3 protein-coding genes are annotated in these 3,825 nt (G+C 45.4%); all 3 read left to right on the top strand.

Annotated features, from left to right (window positions below):
• Positions 1 to 1,325, top strand: a 1,325-nt coding sequence (locus ACO4PX_RS09240; protein ID WP_485572363.1) for a formate--tetrahydrofolate ligase, incomplete at its 5' end; no start/stop codon positions are given.
• Positions 1,326 to 1,335: 10 nt separating this feature from the next.
• The gene (locus ACO4PX_RS09235) at positions 1,336 to 2,823 is read left to right on the top strand and encodes a UDP-N-acetylmuramoyl-L-alanyl-D-glutamate--2,6-diaminopimelate ligase (RefSeq protein WP_485572362.1); all 1,488 of its coding nucleotides are present in this window, start codon (positions 1,336 to 1,338) and stop codon (positions 2,821 to 2,823) included.
• A 1-nt stretch (position 2,824) separates the two neighbouring features.
• Positions 2,825 to 3,825 (top strand): UDP-N-acetylmuramoyl-tripeptide--D-alanyl-D-alanine ligase (locus ACO4PX_RS09230; RefSeq protein WP_485572361.1); only part of this gene is annotated, 1,001 nt, incomplete at its 3' end.

Genomic DNA, 3,825 nt, shown 5'->3' with positions numbered 1-3,825 from the left:
AGGTTGCTCCCATGGAGGACATTAACCTTCATTTTACGGGAGACTTCCATGCCATCACTTCTGCCAATAACCTACTGGCCGCAGTTTTGGATAATCATATTCATCAGGGCAATGCTTTAGAGATTAACCCCAAAAAGATTCTTTGGAAGCGTTGTTTGGATATGAATGACAGAGTTTTGAGAAATGTTATCGTTGGATTGGGAAATCAGGCGGACGGTGCTATGAGAGAGGATCATTTCCAGATTACGGTAGCCTCCGAAATCATGGCGATTCTTTGTCTGGCCAAGGATATGAAGGATTTACAGGAGCGTTTAGACAAAATCGTCGTAGCCTATAACAAGAAGGGCGAGAGAGTCTATGCAAAGGATTTGGAATGTACCGGAGCTATGGCGGTTCTTTTAAAGGATGCTATGCAACCTAATCTTGTGCAAAGTTTGGAAGGAAACCTTGCCATTATCCATGGTGGACCCTTTGCTAACATTGCTCATGGCTGTAACTCCATAAGGGCCACCAAGATGGGCTTGGCTTTAGCAGATTTTCTGGTGACCGAAGCAGGCTTCGGTGCCGACCTGGGAGCGGAGAAGTTCTTTGATATTAAGTGTGCGGCAGCCGGATTAACGCCTTCTTGTGCCGTAATCGTAACCACCCTTCGTACCTTAAAATACTACGGCGGACTTCCGAAGGAAGAGATTTCCAAGGAGAATCGTGAAGCATTGGAAAAAGGCTTAGAGAACCTGGAAAAGCATATCGAAAATGTAAAGAAATTCGGCGTTCCTGCAGTTGTGGCAGTAAATCGTTTTGCTACAGATACCGAGGGAGAGCTTTCGTTCTTAAAGGATTTCTGTGCTAAGAGAGGCGTTCGCTGTGCCATCATGGAAGCTTACGGAAAGGGAAGTGAAGGAGGAGAAGAGCTTGCCAAGGCAGTGCTGGAAACTGTGGAAGCCGGGGAAGTGAATTTCCATACTTTGCAAACTCCGGAGCAGAGGATTTCTCAGAAGATTGAGCTCCTGGCGAAGGAAATTTACGGTGCCGACGGGGTAGAGTATTCGAATAAGGCTAAAGAGGAATTAAAGAAGCTGGAAGAATCCTGCTATTCCAATCTTCCGATTTGTATGGCAAAGACGCCCTACAGCTTATCCGATAAGCCGAATCTTTTGGGAAGACCTAAGAATTTCCGTATTGAAATTCGTGAACTTTCCCTCTCCGCCGGAGCAGGATTTGTGGTATGCTTAGCAGGCGATGTTATGACGATGCCGGGGCTGCCAAAGGAGCCGGCAGCAAAAAAGATTGGCTTTGAAAATGAAAAGATTGTAGGAATTTTCTAAGGAGGCATAGATGAAGGGCTGGTTGTCTTGTTTAAGCGAAGCGAAGGTCCTTCGGGGAGATGGAGAGAGGGAGGAATTTTCCTCCCTCTCCTATGATTCTCGAAGAGCTAAGGCAGGGGATTTATTTCTTTGCATGAAGGGAAGTACCATGGATTCCCATGACAAAATTCCGGAGCTTTTGGAAAAGGGTGTTCGAGTATTTGTGGTGGAGAAAAATCTTCCTGATTTACCGAAGGAAATGCAGGATAGGGAAGACCTTTGCATTGTACAGGTGGAAAATGGCAGAAAGGCTTTAGCGGAGCTGTCAGCCTTTTATTTTTCCTACCCCTCCAAGGAGATGCTGATGATCGGCATCACCGGTACCAAGGGAAAAACCACAACAGCCAGTATGGTGCGGGCAATTCTTACGGAAGCGGGGTACAATTGCGGTCTCATCGGAACCACCGGAATCGATTACGCGGGCATCCACGAAGAAAGCAGAAATACCACCCCGGAATCCTATACTTTGCAGGAAACATTCCGAAAAATGAAGGAAAAAGGCTGTAATGCCGTGGTTATGGAGGCTTCCTCCCAGGGCTTTAAGATGCATAGAACCGACGGTATTCTTTTTGATTATGGTATTTTTACCAATATCGAAGAGGATCATATCGGAGAAAATGAACATAAAGACTTTGCGGAGTACAAGTATTACAAGTCCAGAATTTTCACCCAGTCTAAGACGGGACTGGTGAATCTTGATGCGGATTTTTCTGAAGAATTCATGGAAAATGCAGAGTGCCCCTGTTTTAGCTTTGCCTTGAAAAAACAGGCTGATTTTATGGCTACGGAGATTGAAGACTTACATCGGCATGATTTCCTGGGCTGTAGATTCCATTTTCGACATGGAGAAGAGGATTGGGAGATTTGGAATCATCTGCCGGGAAGATACAATGTTTATAATGCCTTAGCGGCAATTTCTCTGGCTTCCCTTCTGGGAATCAAAAAAGAAGTGGTGCAATCCGCCTTACGGAAGATTCAGGTAAACGGAAGGATGGAGGTTGTGCTGCAAAGAGGGGGCTACACTGTTTTGGTGGACTATGCCCACAATGCCATGGGGATGAAGAACCTTTTGGAAACCCTGAAGGCCTACAAGCCGAAACGCCTGATTGTAGTCTTTGGCTGTGGCGGAAACCGTGCTAAGGAAAGACGTTACGGTATGGGAGAAGTGGCAGGGGAGATGGCGGATTTTACCATCCTTACTGCAGATAATTCCCGTTATGAGAAAACTATGGATATTATTTCCGATATTGAAAGCACATTGTCCAAGAAGACAAAGAACTATGTAAAGATTGAGGACCGTAGAGAAGCCATTCGTTATGCCTTAGAACAGGCTGAAGAGGGAGACTTGATTGCGATTATCGGAAAAGGACATGAAGAATATAATGAGGTAAATGGAACATTTACCCGTTTTGTAGATAGAGAAGTGATTTTGGAAGAGGCGGAAAGAGAGGGAAAATAAGATGCAGATTCCTTTTTCGGAGATATTTTCCTCTGTAGAAAAGATTGTTTTGGATTCCCGGGAGGATTGCAGGAAGGGACTCTTTGTTCCCATCAAGGGAGAAAAGCAGGATGGACACCGCTTCATTCCCATGGCTATAGAGCATGGGGCATCCTTTATTTTTACCGAGGAGGATTGTTCGGAGCTTTCCAAACAATATCCCCAGGTACGTTTTATTCCGGTGGAAAGCACCATAGACGCTTTACAGGCCTTGGGAGGCTATGCCAGAAGTCTGTATTCCGGTTTAGTCATCGGTGTAACCGGTTCCGTAGGAAAGACCACCACCAGAGCCATGATTGCCAAGGCACTTTCCATGGAGAAGTCTGTTTTTGAAACCAAGGGAAATGCCAATTCTCAGCTTGGGCTTCCTATTACATTGTTTTCCATGGCTAAGGAAAATAAAGAAATCAGTGTCATTGAGTTAGGTATCTCCATCCCCGGGGAGATGCATAGGATTGGGGAGATTGCTTCCTGCGATATTGCGGTATTTACCAATATCGGTTCCGCCCATTTGGAGAATTTAAAAACCAAGGAAAATACCTGCTTTGAGAAAATGCACATTTTGGAAGGAAATCAAAAGGAAGTTTCTCTTTATTTGCCGAAGAAGGATGCTATATTGGGAACGCTTACGGAAGAGAAAATCAGAGCCATGGGATTCTTGGGCGAGAAGAAGTTAAAGCTTTTCTTCTACGAGAAGCAAGAGGAGATTCCCCTTTCCGTTCCCGGAGAGCATATGGAGGACAATGCCTCTGTAGCCATGGCTATAGGCCTTTCCCTGGGATTAAACAAACAAAAGCTCTTACAGGGCTTGCAGGAATTTCAGGGCTTAAAGGGAAGGGGCGGCAGACTTTCCACAGATGACGGCATTTTGATTATCGATGACAGCTACAATGCCTCTCCGGATTCCATGAAGGCTTCCTTAAAGGTCTTGGCTTCAGAGGAAGGGGCAAAGAGAAAGATTGC

It is taken from the genome of Oribacterium sp., assembly GCF_057249185.1.
Note: the sequence above shows the minus strand (reverse complement) of the source record. Positions and strands in the feature narration are given on the sequence as shown.

Coding starts and splice junctions, on each gene's coding strand:
- ACO4PX_RS09235 (WP_485572362.1), top strand. CDS start 1,336: ATGAAGGGCTGGTTGTCTTGTTTAAGCGAAGCGAAGGTCCTTCGGGGA.